This is a genomic window from Bacillus sp. 166amftsu (assembly GCF_900107445.1).
GTDB lineage: Bacteria > Bacillota > Bacilli > Bacillales > Bacillaceae_G > Bacillus_A > Bacillus_A arachidis.
This window is the reverse complement of the sequence record NZ_FNQA01000001.1, coordinates 607581-622885: the sequence shown is the minus strand read 5'-3', so window position 1 is coordinate 622885 and position 15305 is coordinate 607581. Positions and strand designations below refer to the sequence as shown.

19 protein-coding genes and 1 pseudogene are annotated in these 15305 nt (G+C 35.9%); 11 read left to right on the top strand and 9 right to left on the bottom strand.

Annotated features, from left to right (window positions below; translation table 11 throughout):
• The first annotated feature begins 105 nt into the window (after positions 1 to 105).
• The 5 genes from gcvT to BLV40_RS03540 all read left to right on the top strand — a co-directional run bounded on the left by gcvT (position 106) and on the right by BLV40_RS03540 (position 4798).
• Positions 106 to 1206 (top strand): glycine cleavage system aminomethyltransferase GcvT, encoded by a 1101-nt coding sequence (gene gcvT, locus BLV40_RS03560; RefSeq protein WP_026589954.1) that lies wholly within the window; start codon positions 106 to 108, stop codon positions 1204 to 1206.
• Between the two features lie 20 nt (positions 1207 to 1226).
• Entirely contained in the window at positions 1227 to 2570 is a 1344-nt protein-coding gene (gene gcvPA / locus BLV40_RS03555; protein ID WP_090687476.1) for an aminomethyl-transferring glycine dehydrogenase subunit 1, read from the top strand.
• Positions 2567 to 4042 carry an aminomethyl-transferring glycine dehydrogenase subunit 2 gene (gene gcvPB / locus BLV40_RS03550; protein WP_026589956.1) on the top strand — a complete coding sequence of 492 codons (1476 nt, stop codon included), beginning with the start codon at positions 2567 to 2569 and terminating at the stop codon, positions 4040 to 4042. The genes gcvPA and gcvPB overlap by 4 nt, the downstream gene beginning before the upstream one ends.
• A gap of 269 nt (positions 4043 to 4311) precedes the next feature.
• The gene (locus BLV40_RS03545) at positions 4312 to 4536 is read left to right on the top strand and encodes a DUF3929 family protein (RefSeq protein WP_026589957.1); all 225 of its coding nucleotides are present in this window, start codon (positions 4312 to 4314) and stop codon (positions 4534 to 4536) included.
• A 70-nt stretch (positions 4537 to 4606) separates the two neighbouring features.
• Entirely contained in the window at positions 4607 to 4798 is a 192-nt protein-coding gene (locus tag BLV40_RS03540; RefSeq protein WP_026589958.1) for a hypothetical protein, read from the top strand.
• Between the two features lie 605 nt (positions 4799 to 5403).
• Here the strand turns inward: BLV40_RS03540 and BLV40_RS03530 are convergent.
• The 5 genes from BLV40_RS03530 to BLV40_RS03510 form a co-directional block, all read right to left on the bottom strand.
• On the bottom strand, positions 5404 to 5658 hold the full coding sequence (locus BLV40_RS03530; protein WP_026589959.1) for a DUF3975 family protein: 255 nt from the start codon (positions 5656 to 5658) through the stop codon (positions 5404 to 5406).
• Between the two features lie 15 nt (positions 5659 to 5673).
• The gene (locus tag BLV40_RS03525; protein WP_026589960.1) at positions 5674 to 5988 is read right to left on the bottom strand and encodes a DMT family transporter; all 315 of its coding nucleotides are present in this window, start codon (positions 5986 to 5988) and stop codon (positions 5674 to 5676) included.
• Position 5989: 1 nt separating this feature from the next.
• On the bottom strand, positions 5990 to 6322 hold the full coding sequence (locus BLV40_RS03520) for a DMT family transporter (protein WP_090687471.1): 333 nt from the start codon (positions 6320 to 6322) through the stop codon (positions 5990 to 5992).
• A 72-nt stretch (positions 6323 to 6394) separates the two neighbouring features.
• Entirely contained in the window at positions 6395 to 6976 is a 582-nt protein-coding gene (locus tag BLV40_RS03515; protein WP_026589962.1) for a TetR/AcrR family transcriptional regulator, read from the bottom strand.
• 93 nt (positions 6977 to 7069) lie between these two features.
• A complete protein-coding gene (locus BLV40_RS03510; protein ID WP_090687467.1) occupies positions 7070 to 8047 on the bottom strand; it encodes a LacI family DNA-binding transcriptional regulator in 978 nt (325 codons plus the stop codon).
• Positions 8048 to 8378: 331 nt separating this feature from the next.
• On the opposite strand from BLV40_RS03510, the gene BLV40_RS03505 reads away from it, so the two are divergent.
• Positions 8379 to 8924, top strand: coding sequence for a hypothetical protein (locus tag BLV40_RS03505; RefSeq protein WP_035414449.1), 546 nt, complete (start codon positions 8379 to 8381; stop codon positions 8922 to 8924).
• A 29-nt stretch (positions 8925 to 8953) separates the two neighbouring features.
• Here the strand turns inward: BLV40_RS03505 and BLV40_RS03500 are convergent, their stop codons facing one another.
• Positions 8954 to 9337 carry a rhodanese-like domain-containing protein gene (locus BLV40_RS03500; RefSeq protein WP_026589965.1) on the bottom strand — a complete coding sequence of 128 codons (384 nt, stop codon included), beginning with the start codon at positions 9335 to 9337 and terminating at the stop codon, positions 8954 to 8956.
• 170 nt (positions 9338 to 9507) lie between these two features.
• Here BLV40_RS03500 and BLV40_RS03495 point away from each other — a divergent pair, with 170 nt between their 5' ends.
• The gene (locus BLV40_RS03495) at positions 9508 to 10344 is read left to right on the top strand and encodes a lipoate--protein ligase family protein (protein ID WP_026589966.1); all 837 of its coding nucleotides are present in this window, start codon (positions 9508 to 9510) and stop codon (positions 10342 to 10344) included.
• Between the two features lie 29 nt (positions 10345 to 10373).
• Here BLV40_RS03495 and BLV40_RS03490 read toward each other — a convergent pair whose 3' ends face one another.
• Entirely contained in the window at positions 10374 to 11216 is an 843-nt protein-coding gene (locus BLV40_RS03490) for a hypothetical protein (protein ID WP_090687465.1), read from the bottom strand.
• A gap of 232 nt (positions 11217 to 11448) precedes the next feature.
• Between BLV40_RS03490 and BLV40_RS03485 the strand changes: the two are divergent.
• The 3 genes and pseudogenes from BLV40_RS03485 to BLV40_RS03475 all read left to right on the top strand — a co-directional run.
• Positions 11449 to 11732 (top strand): annotated as a pseudogene (locus BLV40_RS03485) (spore photoproduct lyase family protein); the annotation flags it as partial.
• 215 nt (positions 11733 to 11947) lie between these two features.
• On the top strand, positions 11948 to 12376 hold the full coding sequence (mntR, locus tag BLV40_RS03480) for a transcriptional regulator MntR (RefSeq protein ID WP_026589968.1): 429 nt from the start codon (positions 11948 to 11950) through the stop codon (positions 12374 to 12376).
• Between the two features lie 104 nt (positions 12377 to 12480).
• On the top strand, positions 12481 to 13137 hold the full coding sequence (locus tag BLV40_RS03475; protein WP_035414365.1) for an HAD family hydrolase: 657 nt from the start codon (positions 12481 to 12483) through the stop codon (positions 13135 to 13137).
• 16 nt (positions 13138 to 13153) lie between these two features.
• On the opposite strand, the gene BLV40_RS03470 is transcribed toward BLV40_RS03475, so the two are convergent.
• Positions 13154 to 13555, bottom strand: a complete 402-nt coding sequence (locus BLV40_RS03470) for an SA1362 family protein (protein WP_026589970.1) — start codon at positions 13553 to 13555, stop codon at positions 13154 to 13156.
• Between the two features lie 82 nt (positions 13556 to 13637).
• Positions 13638 to 14558 (bottom strand): DUF1385 domain-containing protein, encoded by a 921-nt coding sequence (locus BLV40_RS03465; protein WP_026589971.1) that lies wholly within the window; start codon positions 14556 to 14558, stop codon positions 13638 to 13640.
• Between the two features lie 243 nt (positions 14559 to 14801).
• On the opposite strand from BLV40_RS03465, the gene BLV40_RS03460 reads away from it, so the two are divergent.
• Positions 14802 to 15266 carry a YqhR family membrane protein gene (locus BLV40_RS03460; RefSeq protein ID WP_026589972.1) on the top strand — a complete coding sequence of 155 codons (465 nt, stop codon included), beginning with the start codon at positions 14802 to 14804 and terminating at the stop codon, positions 15264 to 15266.
• The last annotated feature ends 39 nt before the right edge of the window (positions 15267 to 15305 follow it).

The following is a 15305-nucleotide window of genomic DNA, read 5'->3' as shown; positions in this document are numbered from 1 at the left end:
ATACATTGAGATTCCGTATATCCCATCTTTTCTGAATAAAAAATGTTTAGATACGGGAAGCCAACTTTTAATGATTTGTCATAGACAGCATAAGGGGGAAAGAACATGATTACATTACAACGTACACCGCTATTTGATGTTTACGCGAAGTATGGTGGGAAAACAATCGACTTTGGTGGTTGGGAATTACCAGTTCAATTTTCAAGCATTAAAGAAGAGCACGAGGCTGTTCGTACAGCAGCGGGTCTGTTTGATGTGTCTCACATGGGAGAAGTTGAAGTCACAGGTACAGATAGTTTAGCATTTTTACAACGTGTTGTTACAAATGATGTTTCTACCTTAAAGGTAGGAGGAGCACAATATACAGCAATGTGTTACGAAAATGGTGGCACTGTAGATGATTTATTAATCTACAAGCGTGGTGAAGAAGACTATTTATTAGTAATCAACGCATCGAATATCGAGAAAGATTACGAATGGTTAGCAAGTCATGTAATTGGCGATACGAAGGTAGTCAATGTTTCTAGTGAAATTGCACAGCTTGCAATTCAAGGACCAAAAGCAGAAGGCATTTTACAAAAAGTTGTGTCAGAAGATTTAAAAGAGATTAAGTTCTTTAAATTTAAAAACGAAGTTCTTGTAGACGGTACCCCTGCACTTGTATCTCGCACTGGTTATACAGGTGAAGATGGATTTGAAATTTACTGCAAGAGTGAAGACGCTGCAAAACTTTGGGAGAAACTTCTTGAAGTTGGAGAAGAAGACGGCTTAAAACCATGTGGTTTAGGAGCTCGTGATACACTTCGTTTTGAAGCAACGCTTCCACTTTATGGTCAAGAACTATCAAAAGATATTACACCAATTGAAGCTGGAATTGGCTTTGCAGTAAAAACAAATAAGGAAGTAGATTTCTTTGGAAAAGAAACATTAAAAGAATACAAAGAAAACGGTGCACCTCGTAAATTAGTCGGCATCGAAGTAATTGAACGCGGTATTCCTCGTACACATTATCCTGTATATGTAGGCGAAGAAAAAATCGGGGAAGTTACAAGTGGTACACAATCTCCAACGTTAAAGAAAAGTATTGGTTTAGCATTAGTTGATGTAAAATACGCAGCAGTTGATACAGAAGTAGAAATTGAGATTCGTAATAAACGTGTTAAAGCAGTAGTTGTTCCAACACCATTTTACAAACGTTCAAAGTAACGGGGAGAGGGGTAGATTTCATGTTGCATCGTTATCTTCCAATGACAGAAGAAGACAAAAAAGAAATGTTACAAACGATCGGTGTTCAAACGATCGATGAATTATTTTCTGATATTCCAGAAAGTGTTCGTTTCAAAGGGGATTTAAACATTAAACAAGCAAAGTCAGAACCAGAACTTTTAAAAGAACTGTCTGATATGGCTCGTAAAAATGCCAACTTAAAAGAATATGCATCTTTCTTAGGAGCAGGTGTATACGATCATTATGCTCCAGTAATTGTTGATCATGTTCTTTCTCGTTCAGAATTTTATACAGCGTATACGCCATACCAACCTGAAATTTCACAAGGAGAATTACAAGCAATTTTTGAATTTCAAACAATGATTTGTGAATTAACAGGAATGGATGTAGCAAACTCCTCTATGTATGACGGAGGTACGGCATTAGCAGAAGCAGCGATGCTAGCTGCAGGTCATACTCGTAAAAAGAGAATTCTTGTTTCTAAAGCAGTTCATCCAGAATCAAGAGCGGTACTTGAAACATATGCAAAAGGTCAACATCTTGAAGTTGTTGAAATTGATTATAAAAACGGTGTAACAGATTTAGACGTATTACACAGTGAAGTGGACGATACAGTAGCTTGTGTAATTGTTCAATATCCAAACTTCTTCGGACAAGTGGAAAAATTAGCTGATATTGAAAAAATCGTTCATCAGCAAAAATCATTATTTATCGTTTCTTCAAACCCATTATCATTAGGTGCTTTAACACCACCAGGGAAATTGGGTGCTGATATTGTCATCGGTGATGCACAACCATTTGGTATCCCAACACAGTTTGGTGGACCACACTGCGGTTATTTTGCAACAACGAAAACATTTATGCGTAAAATTCCAGGACGTCTTGTAGGACAAACTGTGGATTCAGATGGCAAACGTGGCTTCGTATTAACATTACAAGCTCGTGAGCAACATATTCGTCGTGATAAAGCGACATCTAACATTTGTTCAAACCAAGCACTAAATGCATTAGCGGCATCTGTAGCAATGACAGCGCTTGGAAGACAAGGTGTGAAAGAAATGGCACGCCAAAACATTTCGAAGGCACAATACGCAAAACGCCAATTTGAAGAAAAAGGATTTACTGTAATATTTGCCGGACCATTCTTCAATGAGTTTGTTGTAGATTGCAAACGTCCAGTACAAGAAGTAAATGATGCATTAGTACAAAAGAATATTATCGGTGGTTACGACCTAGGCCGTGATTATAAAGAATTAGAGAATCATATGCTACTAGCTGTAACAGAACTTCGTACAAAAGAAGAAATTGACACACTTGTAAACGAAATGGGGGCTATCCAATGAAGAACCAAGACCAAGCACTTATTTTTGAAATGAGTAGAAAAGGACGCGTAGGATATAGCTTACCCCAATTAGATGTAGAAGAAGTGAAATTAGAAGATGTGTTTGAGAACGATTATATTCGTTCAGAAGATGCAGAGCTTCCAGAAGTATCTGAACTAGACATTATGCGTCATTACACAGCGCTTTCAAACCGTAATCACGGTGTTGATTCTGGATTCTATCCATTAGGATCTTGTACGATGAAGTACAATCCAAAAATTAACGAAAACGTGGCACGTTTCCCAGGGTTTGCACACATTCATCCGCTTCAAGATGAAAAAACAGTGCAAGGTGCAATGGAATTAATGTATGACTTACAAGAACATTTAATTGAAATCACAGGAATGGATACTGTTACACTTCAACCAGCAGCTGGTGCACATGGGGAATGGACAGGATTAATGCTAATCCGTGCATATCATGAAGCAAATGGTGATTATAACCGTACAAAAGTTATTGTTCCTGACTCTGCGCACGGAACAAATCCAGCATCTGCAACAGTAGCAGGTTTTGAAACAATTACAGTTAAATCAAATGAAAATGGCCTTGTTGACTTAGAAGATTTAAAACGTGTTGTGAATGAAGAGACAGCAGCACTTATGTTAACAAATCCAAATACACTTGGTTTATTTGAAGAAAATATTTTAGAAATGGCAGAAATTGTTCATAATGCGGGTGGGAAATTGTATTATGATGGTGCGAACTTAAATGCAGTATTAAGCCAAGCACGTCCTGGCGATATGGGATTTGACGTTGTACATTTAAACCTTCATAAAACATTTACAGGTCCACATGGTGGCGGTGGCCCGGGCTCTGGCCCAGTAGGTGTAAAAGAAGATTTAATTCCGTTCTTACCAAAACCAATTTTAGAGAAAACAGAAAATGGCTATCACTTTAACTACGATCGTCCACAAGCGATTGGACGCGTGAAACCATTCTATGGAAACTTTGGTATCAACGTTCGTGCTTATACGTATATTCGTTCTATGGGTCCAGATGGTCTACGTGCAGTAACAGAATATGCTGTATTAAATGCAAACTATATGATGAGAAGATTAGCACCATTCTACGATCTTCCATTTGATAGACATTGTAAGCATGAATTTGTATTATCAGGACGTCGTCAAAAGAAACTTGGCGTACGTACGTTAGATATCGCAAAACGTCTGCTTGATTTTGGCTACCATCCACCAACAATTTACTTCCCGTTAAACGTGGAAGAATGTATTATGATTGAGCCAACAGAAACAGAATCAAAAGAAACATTAGATGGATTCATTGATAAGATGATTCAAATCGCAAAAGAAGCAGAAGAAAATCCAGAAGTTGTACAAGAAGCACCACATACAACAGTAATTAAACGTCTTGATGAAACAATGGCTGCTCGTAAACCAGTGTTACGTTATCAAAAGCCAGCTCCTGTACAAGTTTGAGTACATGTGAAATGAAAAGAACTCGCTATACGCGGGTTCTTTTTTTTGTGGAGAATTTGTGCAGAAATTATGAAAATAATGTAAATAATTTTTATGTTTTATGTAACAGTGTAGAGGAAAGTTGTTTTTTAGGCTTTTTTGTTGAAAAAGTCGGTTTGATAAAATTGTGTATTTTTGTTAGAATTTTATTGAAATTAAGAGGGCGTAATGAGAGAGACATAACTCATTTTTATGTATATGTGAAAAAACGAACAATTTGGGGTGAGGAAATGGGCTATAAGTGTTACAGGATGGTGTATCATTTAGAAAACGGTAAAACGATTAAAGATATAAAGGAATTTTGTTATCGAGATCATGGGAAAATGTTAGAACGTGTAGCACATCGTGTAATGGATAACGAAGAAGTGACGGCGATTGATAAACAAGGAACAATTATTTCAATAGCTTGTGATGACATTGTAAAGGTAGAACTTGATTATATAAAAGAAAGTTAACCTTGAGTCATATCGAATTATTCGATAAAATATACTGTTGAATGGTGAAGTGAGAAGAGAGGAGCTTATTATGGGTAGTACAAGACACTTTTATATGTTTATTTTAGCGTTTGTACTTGTTGTGGCATTAACGGTATATTTAATTGTTGATAGCAGCTGGTACAATGCGGTGCATCCGGCATTTCTTATTTTTATGTACATAGGAATTGCGGTTGTTAGTTTTGGGATGAGAGACGAAATGTTAGATCGCTTTGAGAAGTGATACATATATGGAAGACCAACAGGGAATTGTTGGTCTTTTTTTCTTGTCCAAAATAAGGAGTTTGTTACTATAGCTGATGTAATTATATGTATATGCGTTGTTTTTGGATGGGATTTTATAAAAAGGTATCTCATTATAAGACACCTTTTTTCAATAAGAGAAATAACACAGAAGTAACTTATAAACAGAAACGGTGCTCGGCATATCTTTTGGCGCATGTAATATGAGGCTGAAACATATAACAAAGAAAAGAAATAAGAAAAATAACAATAGGATATGTTTATGTATGGAATTTTGCATGTAATCAGCTCCTTTTTGTGTAGTATGCCCTAAAGGAGTGAAGATATAGTTAGATTTGAAAAAATGGGGAAGAGACATGTAATGAGGAAACAGAGGTTAAAAGGGAGAATATTAATGAAATCTGCATTGTTCTTTCCTTAAATCTTAGTATGCTTGATTTTTACTCGGATATTGATATGTTTAAAAAGGTGAATAATATTATCGGTACTAGTGTTTTTATTCTTGGAATACTATGCCTTATTGTATCGAATTTCTTTAAAAATCCAAAATATAGGAATCATTAAGGGTGAAAAAAGACAGTCACTTCACTTTTCGGAAGAACTGTCTTTTTTACTTAATTTGCCCCAAATCTTGGCGATACTCCAAATGATAAGAATTGTAATAGAGGCAATTATCGACCAAACGATGGATGCAATTTCAAGCGCCATGTTCGGAAGGAATGTAAGAACAGAAATTGCTTTATGAAATAGCCATTCTATAATATGAAAGCTTATTTGCAGTAGAATAACGATTCCGAGTATAATCCCAGTTAGGATTTGTTTTCCTTTTGCTTTCCACATGACGATCACCCCACGTTAGCTCATTAATTTTAAGCCAACTGCCCCGCATAAAATGCAGCTTAAAAAGGCAAGACGACGCCAATCAGCTGATTCGCGGAATAAAAGAATGCCTAGCAGCGCACTTCCGGCAGTCCCAATTCCAGTCCAAATCGCGTAAGCTGTTCCCATCGGTAACGAGTTCATTGCTAGTGATAAGAAGAAGAAGCTTACGCCGAAGTTAGCAATTAAAATAAGTTTTGGTGCCCAGCCTTTCTTTTCAGTGGCTACTTTCATAAACAGTACACCAACAATCTCACAAATACCAGCAATAATTAAAAATACCCATGCCATTTTATGCAGCCTCCTTCTCTTCTTGTTCACCTGTTACTCGTTTTAAACCAATTACTCCAAAGAAAATTAAACCAATTAATAAAACTTTTATAATTGAAAAAGGTTCTCCGAGAATAAAAATCTCTGTAAGAACGATTCCGCCAGCCCCGATTCCTGTAAACACAGCATATACAGTTCCTACAGGTAAATCTTTATAAGCTTTAAACAATAGGACGAAACTTATTGCGATTAAAAGAGCAACACCGATCCATTCAATTGGTGTTGTTGCGTGCTTTAGTCCAATCACCCAAAAAATTTCAATAATGCCAGCTAAAATTACATAAATCCATGCCATATATTATTTCTCCTTCCTACCAGTCGTTAGGTAAAGGGCTGAAAAACGACGCATTGCTAAGTAAGCAATCCGTCATTTTGAAAGACCATTCCAAAATACTTTCCAAGAGGCGTTTAAGCGGGTCTTAAAGCGATTTAAACCTGCGAATAGTAGTTCAACCATAAGACCGTCAATTAAGCATAAATAAGCCTCTAAAGCGTCTTTTATTTCAATGTTATGCAGTTCACCTTGTTCGTTTGCTCGTTTGAATACAGGAAATAAAAGTTCTCTGATGTTTTCAATGTGAGCATTTGCTTTTTCAATAATTTGTTCGCGAAATGCATCCGGCGGAAAATAAGAAGTGCGTAACCAAAACATTGATTCTTCACTTTCACCAAATCGCTTTGCGTAACCTTTCAATAAGTTTACAAGTAATGCTTCAGTAGATGATTCTGAAAAATTTTCCATATCATCTGTAAAGCATTGTAAATCTTTTTGCAAGGCTGCTTCTAAGCAGGTGAAATATAATTCTTCTTTTCCTTTAAAGTGTGCGTAAATTGATGGTTTTTTAATCCCGACCTCTTGAGCAATATTTGCTAATGAAGTCCCTTCATAGCCATAGCGTGCGAAATGAGAAAGTGCTACAGCTTTAATGCGGTTTGCTGTCATCTTCATCCCCTACCTACCGTTCGTTAGTTTGAGTATAAAAGAAAGAAAAAATAAAGTCAATAAGGAAAACTCTAAAAAGAGCACCTAATTTGGTACTCTTTACACGGTTTGACGCTCAATTAATCGGAAAGAGAGCTCTTTTGAATCAATGGTCATTTGTTCATTTTGTATTTGTTTATAAAACATTGAAAATGCATGAAATCCCATACTTAATCCCGGATGTTCAATAGTTGTAATTTCTAGTGCTTCAGAAACTTCGTGGTTATCAAATCCTAGTATTGCGATATCATCTGGAACGCGTAGACCTTGTTTTTTTGCTTCCGTTAATAAACCAGCTGCAACTTGATCGTTTGCAGCAAAGATAGCAGTTGGGCGTTCCTTCATTTTTAATATGTTTTGCATAACTTTGGAACCGTCTTTCATCGTGTAGCATTGATAGAACATCCAGTTTTTATGTACCATTTTTCCAGATGAATGGAGTGCATCAAAAAATGCTTGTTTTCTTTGCATTGTGTTGGCACTATTTTCACGAGCTAGACAAACACCGATGTGACTATGTCCTTTGTGTAATAAGTATTCTGTACCAATACGAAATCCTTCATAATGATTAACATAAACAGATGAAATAAGTGGATGCATTATCTTTTCACAAGAAATAATAGGAGCAAATTTTGCATAAGGTTCAATTGTCTCCCATGAGCTTGTACGTGAGCAAATAATCATGCCATCAAATTGCTTCATTTTCATCATTTCTAGAACACGAAGTTCCTCCTTACTATCATAGTTGGTTTGACAAAGATTAATATGATAGCCCGCAGCCAATGCTTCATTTCCAATCCCTTCAATAATGGTACTGAAATAGGGTAAGTTGATAAAAGGAAGCATTACCCCCACTGTAAATGTTTTTCCTCTTAATAAATGAACTGCATTTATATTTTTTGCATAATTTAATTCTTCAACCGCATCTAAAACGCGTTTTCGCTTTTCATCGCTGACGTAGGGATGGTCATTTAGCACGCGCGAAACCGTCGTGATAGATACCCCAGCGATTTTCGCAATTTGTTTTATATTTGCCATATGTATCACCTCTTCGTTCATTATATAGGCAAATAGATAGGAATGGAAAAAAAATAATGGGAAAAGCTTGACCTGAAAAGCTTTTCACAATCTATGTTATAAAAGACCTACTGTTATTCGCGTCACCTTTTTATTTTGGGCGTAAGAGTAGCAGGAAGTCTTTTTTTGTCTAAATAAAAATGCTGTGTCAAAATCTGTGAGATAAACGGGGAAAGTTTTCAAAGGGAGAGTTGACAGGTGGAGCGAATATGAACAACATATTAACGCTTTGTTCGCAAAAGGAGCGGGATGAAAGGGCGGAAACAAATTGAAAAAAAGAATCATTTGTTTCGTGTTTTCTAGTATGTTACTGAGTTCATGTTCATTCCAACAAACAGCGAAAGAGGAAAAACAATTTGTGGGAAATGCGGATGGAGCTGTAGATCTTGTATCTGGTCCCATTTCGTTAAAGGATACAAAAAAATATTTTTCGGAAGCATTTAAAGTTCCGACATATTTGCCGTACGATGTTATGAGTGGTGTAAAAGGAGAAGTAAGAACAATTGGAAAGAAGAACGCGGTCTTAACGATTAAATATAAACAACAGGAAAAAAGAAGAAAAGATTATATAGAATTAACAGTTGCTAACTTTTCCTATAGTTTTCCGTATATTGTAGAACAAAATCGATTTCAGGAACAGATGAAGTTGAATAATGGGGCAACTGCTTATTTTAAAAATAGGGATGAATTTGAACAAGGGGAAGAATTTGCAACGCTCATATGGAAAGAGAAAGGATTAGAATATCAATTGTTATATCGCAATGTAGAATTAAGAAATGAAGAAGTAGTAAAACAAAACTTAGCATATATTGCGAACAACATGGAAGAAAAGAACTAGCTGATGAGTCATGCTAGTTCTTCAAAATATTATTTCTTTTTAATTCTGCCTGTCCAAGATTTAAATCCACCTTGTAATTGGTAGAAATCTTTGTAACCCTGTTTTTTTAGATATTGAGCCGCACGTCCTGTACGGAATCCACTTTGACAGTATAAATAAACAGGTTGGTCTTTACGTAGCTCTTTGTAACGCATACGGATTTGTGATAGCGGAATATTACGAGCACCTAAAATATGACCAGCGTTAAATTCATCTGCTTCACGAATATCGATAAGCTGTGCTTTACGGTAGCCAGCGCGAAATTCTTCTTCTGAAAGTGTTTTAATCAATTTCTTCTGATAGAAAAACATCCATACAGAGTAGCCGATGAATGCTAGAACTACGGCTAGTATAATAATTAAGTTTGTTGACACGATTCTATCGCTCCCTTTTTTCTTATCCTACTTTCAATATTATAATGCCCGTATGTATTTATGCAACAGGTTCGTTCGGTGAGAAGAAGAAATTTCGTATTCTTTCACAAATTTTGTCGAATTTGTTAGACTAGATATTGTGAAAAATAATTGGTTACATGAGGTGCAGGATGGGAAAAGAAAAATGGTGCTATATTAACTCTGGTCAATGTTCACCGGCATTCAATATGGCGTTAGATGAATGTTTATTAAATTGGCAAAGTGAAAAGAAAATGCCACCAACAATTCGTTTTTATGAATGGGAAGTGCCAACATTAACAGTGGGGTATTTTCAACGTGTAGAAAAAGATATCAATATGGATGTAGTAAAAGAGAAGGAATATGGATTTGTTCGCCGTCAAACAGGTGGTAGGGGAGTATTGCACGATAAGGAATTAACGTACAGTGTTATTGTCTCTGAAGATCATCCGAATATGCCTAGAACAGTTACAGAAGCGTATCGCGTAATTTCTCAAGGGCTACTTGAAGGTTTTAAGGCGCTAGGATTAGAAGCGTACTATGCGGTTCCAAAAACAGAAGCGGATCGTGAAAATTTAAAAAATCCACGTTCAGGTGTATGTTTTGACGCTCCGTCTTGGTATGAAATTGTTGTAGAAGGCCGGAAAATTGCTGGAAGTGCACAAACGCGCCAAAAAGGAGTTATCCTACAGCATGGATCTATTCCGTTAGAAATTGATTTAGATGAGCTGTATGATTTATTTTTATTCCCAAATGAGCGAGTGAAAGAGCGTATGAAGAGCATGTTTTCTTCTAAAGCGGTCGCAATCAATGAATTAACAGACCGTACATTTACGATTGAACAGTTGATTGAAGCGTTCCAAGTTGGATTTGAAAAAGGCTTAGATGTGGAGCTAGTCCCGTATGAACTAACGGAAGAACAGCTTCAAGAAGTGCAAACATTAGCAAAAGAAAAATATGAGAGCGATGAGTGGAATTATAAAAAATAAGGAGGTGGCATTTGCCACCTCCTTATTTTTTATAGTAAATTCAGTACTTTTTCTACTTTAATCCCTTTTTCTTGTAAAGAACGAAGGCGATTTACGACATCCATAATTTCTTTATCAAAAGTAACGCTAATACCTTGGCTTTGTAATTCTTCTTTTAAATTTTCAATAGAATCATCTATATCGATGCCAAGCTCGTAATCTTGACATACTTCAATTGTCTTTTTCACAAGCTTTACATAATTTTCTTGTAGTTTTGAGTTTGTTTCAGCCGCAGTTGTTTGTTTCGGCTTTGTAGGCATAACCGTAACTGTTTCTTTCTTTGCGACTGGAGTAGGTACTTCATTTTTTATAGGTGCTGGTTTAGGTGCCGCTACAACTGTTTCTGAACGCACTGGTTTAGGTGCTGGTGCCGGAATAGGTTTAGGCGTTGCAACAGGTTCCTCAACACGTGTAATAGGTTTAGGTGCCGCTGTAACTACCTTTGGTGCCTCTACGACTACTTCCTTCTTTGGCGCAGCTTCTACTGGTGTTATTTCTTGTTCTACAGCTTCTTTATTTTCTTTGCTCCACATAACGCGTTCAATTTCTAGAGAAACATTATTTTTGTTCATTGCTGTTAATGTAACTTTACCAACTTCAGCGTTTCCAGTGAAATCAACAATTTTATAAATGACACTCTTGTTCCAATCCACGTTTCCGCTCAAAAATAATTCTTCGTTACATTTCGGCGTTAAGCCCTCGATTTTAATTTCTGCGTTTACACCGTTTTCACTATATACCATAATTAGCGAAGCATTTACATCTTCGTCTGCTAACATTAGTTCACGAACCATTTTGCCGGTGCGTACTTGCGTTTTCTTCTTAAGTGACATCAAATTTCTCCTCTCAAAAATTCAGTAATAATAAAAAAATCGTATAACGAAAAATAATTGCTCACGAAGATTTATGATACCGATAATAAAAGCATCACGTCAACAATTTACGTTAATTATTTTGTATTTTTCTTTTTTTCTTTATGAAATTTTTCAGTTTGTAAAATTAGACAGAAGAAAAACAGCGTTATTAGTGTACTTTTGCTCATACTAAAAGCAGGGGGAAAGTTATATAAAGCTATTTATGCCAAAGGTTGTTTATTTTGAAATACAGGCACTTGAGTAATTATATGATAAGTTTACATGGATGGGTCTAGAAATTTGAGAGACAACATCCCATAATCAGATTCGTGATTTATCTGAAGAGAATGATTTGCAGAAATATCGTAATGCGAAAACGATTGAGTGTATTGGATAGAGTGAATAAGATCGTCTTCGTTACATTACGAAATATTCGCATGTAGATCATTTGTTGGATGCAAAGCATAATGGAAAACACGTTTTCGCTTTGTAGTGAGGTTAGAGGAGACAATAAGGGGATGTATTCACAAAAATTTTCCAAATACTGAAATTCAATATTCCGTATAGGGGAATTTATACATATACAGATTCTTTTTTTTGTTTCAGGGCATTTGATCGGTTCGACTCTTGTCATGATACCCTTTCTGGTGTATCATTTTATTGATTGCTTCGTGCGGAAAATATAAAATGAAATTGGATGGAGGAAACCGATGCCTACCCCTAGTATGGAAGATTATATTGAACAAATTTATTTGTTGATTGATGAAAAGGGATATGCCCGCGTGTCTGATATTGCTGAAGCGCTTAGTGTACATCCATCCTCTGTAACGAAAATGGTACAAAAATTAGATAAAGATGAGTATCTAATTTATGAAAAATATAGAGGGCTTGTATTAACAACAAAAGGGAAAAAAATCGGGGAGCGTCTTGTATATCGTCATGAGTTATTAGAACAATTTATGCGTATTATCGGTGTGGATGAAAGTAAGATTTATAATGATGTAGAAGGAATTGAACATCATTTAAGTTGGGAAGCTATTGACCGCATTGGTGATTTAGTACAATATTTTGAGCAAGATGAGCTTCGAATTGAAACACTTCGCGGCGTTCAAAAAGCAAATGAAGAGCAGGGAAAGTAAAGGGAACGAAGTGCGTTTCCTTTTTTGTTTAGAAAAGGAAATTCCTTTATTTAAATTGAATATATAGAGATGTGAAAAATCGTTTTGTAAAAGGTGGGATAGGAATGAAAGCAATTATTTTTGACTTTGATGGATTAATTGTAGATACAGAGACAATTTGGTTCCAATCTTTTCAGGAAGTGATTCACGAATATGGTGGTGAGTTACCTCTAGAAGAGTTTGCGAAATGTATTGGAACAACAGATGAAGTACTTTATACATATATTGAACAACAATTGAAAGAGCAATTTAATAAAAAATTGCTAAAAGAAAAAGTTTCGGCGTTACATCAAGAGAAAATGAAAATACCAGTCGTTCGTGATGGTGTGAAAGAATATTTAGAAGAAGCAAAAAGTCTTGGAGTAAAAATTGGTTTAGCTTCTAGTTCTTCAAGAAAGTGGGTTATCGGATTTTTAGAAGATTTAGGGATTCGAGAGTATTTTGAAGTTATTAAAACAAAAGAAGATGTTGAGAAAGTAAAACCGGATCCAGCACTGTATAAGGCAGCTATTGAAGAATTGAAAGTTGATGCATCAGAAGCTGTTGTGTTTGAGGATTCAGTAAATGGATTGAAAGCAGCGATTGCAGCGGAATTAAAATGTGTCGTTGTTCCTAATGAAGTTACAAAGACTTTGCAGTTTGAAAATCACCATCTTCGCTTAGGGAGTATGAAAGAAAAGAGTTTAACAGAAGTGCTTCAATATGTGAGAGAGCATAAATGAAAAAAGACCGCATTTCCTAAAAGGAAGCGCGGTCTTTCTTTTTATTTTTTTTACCCTCAATCACGGTTAAATGGGATTGTTTTCGCTTCCGCTTTAACAATGATGAATTGCTTTTCTTAACTTTGTCATCAGAAGCATTTCGTTTTAATAAAGAATTGCTTAGGGGTGCTACATTTTGTTTTCCGTATTTTCGGTTCGATTGTTTCGCAGCACGCTTATAAGAGTTTTGCGAATTGGCGGAACCGCTGGAATTTGTAAACATTTTATATAATACATAAAAGACACCAACAACAAGTAACATGATGACAATGTTTTTAACCATTCCATATGGATCAGTAATTGCAGATGATACGAGACCAAATATTGCTAGCCCAATAATAAGTACGAATAAAGCGAACGTAAACGAACGACCGTTCATAGGGAACACCTCCTAAATAACATATATTAAAATTAGTATATTAGCGACAAGGAAAGGAGTTGAGTACCATTTTAAAAAATTATTATTGTTTTTTCTCCAAACGTAATAATTCTTCAAAGGATGCAATCGCAACTTCAACTTGATCATCTTCTGGTTCTTTTGTTGTTAATAGTTGCAGCCATAATCCTGGGTATCCTAATACACGTAAGATTGGAATATCTCGTAATCGATTTGTAAACTGTAAGACTTCAAAAGAAATACCTAGAACAACTGGAATTAATAGAATTCGGTTTACGACTCTGACCCAAAGCGGATCAGTTGGAACAAGAAAGTAGACAAACATTCCGATAATGACTGTAAATATAATGAAACTACTACCACAACGATAATGAAGGCGAGTTTGTTTTTGGACATTTGCTACTGTCAGCGGAAGATTGTTTTCATAAGCGTTGATAACCTTGTGTTCCGCACCGTGATATTGAAACACACGCTTAATGATCGGAGTTAGGGACACAATATATATATAGCTCAGTAAAAGGATGAGCTTAATGATGCTTTCGACAATAATTTGCCCAGTGTGAGATGGGAAAAATGGTCTTGTCAATTCTGCTAAAAGTGCGGGAACTGCTGTGAAAATAACTTTACCGAATATGAACGATAAGACACCGACTGCGGCTACTCCTAATATCATCGTTAATTTGGATTGTTCTTCTTGTTTGTTTACAAGCTGTTCATCGTCTTCAGGATGAACGTCAAATCGTTCTGAAGCAAAGTTTAAGTGCTTTGCTCCATTAGCACTTGCATCAATGATAGCGGCGATACCACGTAGAAATGGAATCTTCTTTAGCGTAGATAATACTTTATTCTGCACGCGTCGTAGTCGATAAAATTCGATTGATTTATCTTTACGACGAACCGCTGTAACAGTATATTCTCTACCACCAAACATAACTCCTTCTATGACCGCTTGCCCACCGTATATTTGTTTTGTCTCCTCTGCCATGTTAACACCAACCTGTATTTGTTTCTCTCTTATGTAGAAAAGAGGCAATTGTCACACTTGGTTCTGTCATTGTGAGATTTGACAATCACCGAGTTTCCTTTATTTTATCGACAAACACAAGCTGCTGACAAGAAAAATTGTTGCAGGAGCCAGACATTTCTTATTCTTTTTATAGACAAAATTCGCATGATTTAAACATGCTTCAAAATAGTTTCGGACATACTAGTAAGCGGAGGTGTTGATGTGAAGCAAGAACAATCAGGAATAAATAAATTTGTACAGATTGGTTTGTTTGGCGGTTTTTTTTGGGGAAGTATATGGTATTTTCTTCATGTTTTTTCATTTACAGAAGCTGGACCAAACTATTTGCTTTTACCATTTGCGTTTGGATCATGGAAAGAAGGCGTTTGGGGAAATGTATTAGGTATTGTCTGTATTGGGATTCTCTCTATTTTGGTGGCCTTTCTCTATAAGGTTCTTTTTAAAAGATTTGAAGGGATACTACCTGGGATCATTTATGGTTTCTTTTGGTGGAGTATTTTATTTTTGGGGCTAGGTTCTATTGCACCTGTTATAAAAAATGCACTTCATTTACCAAAAGAAACAATTGTCACAACGATATGTATTTTTATTTTATATGGTGTATTTATCACATATTCTGTTTCGTTTGAAGCGAACAACATGAATCAAGGGGAAGGGGCAGAGTAGACAAACTATTCAAATAAGTGACTCCTGTGTTAAAATGTT

Coding starts and splice junctions, on each gene's coding strand:
- BLV40_RS03510 (WP_090687467.1), bottom strand. CDS start 8,047: ATGGCAAATATAAAACAAATTGCGAAAATCGCTGGGGTATCTATCACG.
- mntR (WP_026589968.1), top strand. CDS start 11,948: ATGCCTACCCCTAGTATGGAAGATTATATTGAACAAATTTATTTGTTG.
- gcvT (WP_026589954.1), top strand. CDS start 106: ATGATTACATTACAACGTACACCGCTATTTGATGTTTACGCGAAGTAT.
- BLV40_RS03525 (WP_026589960.1), bottom strand. CDS start 5,988: ATGGCATGGGTATTTTTAATTATTGCTGGTATTTGTGAGATTGTTGGT.
- BLV40_RS03515 (WP_026589962.1), bottom strand. CDS start 6,976: ATGAAGATGACAGCAAACCGCATTAAAGCTGTAGCACTTTCTCATTTC.
- BLV40_RS03465 (WP_026589971.1), bottom strand. CDS start 14,558: ATGGCAGAGGAGACAAAACAAATATACGGTGGGCAAGCGGTCATAGAA.
- gcvPA (WP_090687476.1), top strand. CDS start 1,227: ATGTTGCATCGTTATCTTCCAATGACAGAAGAAGACAAAAAAGAAATG.
- BLV40_RS03545 (WP_026589957.1), top strand. CDS start 4,312: ATGGGCTATAAGTGTTACAGGATGGTGTATCATTTAGAAAACGGTAAA.
- BLV40_RS03495 (WP_026589966.1), top strand. CDS start 9,508: ATGGGAAAAGAAAAATGGTGCTATATTAACTCTGGTCAATGTTCACCG.
- BLV40_RS03540 (WP_026589958.1), top strand. CDS start 4,607: ATGGGTAGTACAAGACACTTTTATATGTTTATTTTAGCGTTTGTACTT.
- BLV40_RS03520 (WP_090687471.1), bottom strand. CDS start 6,322: ATGGCATGGATTTATGTAATTTTAGCTGGCATTATTGAAATTTTTTGG.
- gcvPB (WP_026589956.1), top strand. CDS start 2,567: ATGAAGAACCAAGACCAAGCACTTATTTTTGAAATGAGTAGAAAAGGA.
- BLV40_RS03470 (WP_026589970.1), bottom strand. CDS start 13,555: ATGAACGGTCGTTCGTTTACGTTCGCTTTATTCGTACTTATTATTGGG.
- BLV40_RS03490 (WP_090687465.1), bottom strand. CDS start 11,216: ATGTCACTTAAGAAGAAAACGCAAGTACGCACCGGCAAAATGGTTCGT.
- BLV40_RS03475 (WP_035414365.1), top strand. CDS start 12,481: ATGAAAGCAATTATTTTTGACTTTGATGGATTAATTGTAGATACAGAG.
- BLV40_RS03530 (WP_026589959.1), bottom strand. CDS start 5,658: ATGTGGAAAGCAAAAGGAAAACAAATCCTAACTGGGATTATACTCGGA.